We start from the raw sequence: 534 nt of genomic DNA on the forward strand, positions 1-534 counted from the left end.
AAAAGTGATAAAAGAGAAAATCAAATGATGGTAGAAGTTTGGCATGATTTTTTAAAATCTTATGACCAGGAGTTAATAAATATTGCAGTAAAAAAACTAGTTATTAATAATTCTAAATGGCCTCCATCTGTAGGAGAGATAATAAAAGAAGTAAAAAATATTCAAAAAGCTCCAGAAGATAAGTTGAGTCCAGGTATGGCATGGAGTCTAGTCTTAAGTGCTGTCAGAAAATATGGATATTATAATTGCAAAGAAGCTATGGAATCACTGCCTCCTAAAGTAAGAGAAACGGTGGAGCACTTTGGAGGATTTGCGTCAATTTGCCACAGCAAGCAAAATGATATACATGTTAAAAATCAGTTCTTCAGACTTTTTAAAGAAGTCAATCGCCACAACAGAGATTTAGAATACCTTCCGAAGGAATTTAGAGAAGAGTTTTTATTGATTTCCAATAAGACGTTTCGCTAAAAAAAATAAAAAATATATTTTAAAAAGAAAATACTGATTCACCGCTTAAATTTCCTTAAGCAGCCT

The 534-nt window shown here is 31.6% G+C and carries 1 protein-coding gene; it reads left to right on the forward strand.

Features of this window, described 5'->3' with window-relative positions; all coding sequences use genetic code 11:
• On the forward strand, positions 1 to 468 hold a 468-nt coding region (locus LJ207_RS12275), incomplete at its 5' end, for a replicative helicase loader/inhibitor (protein WP_229346776.1).
• Positions 469 to 534: the final 66 nt, after the last annotated feature.

This window comes from Halanaerobium polyolivorans, from assembly GCF_020711195.1.
Classification (GTDB): Bacteria; Bacillota; Halanaerobiia; order Halanaerobiales; family Halanaerobiaceae; genus Halanaerobium; species Halanaerobium polyolivorans.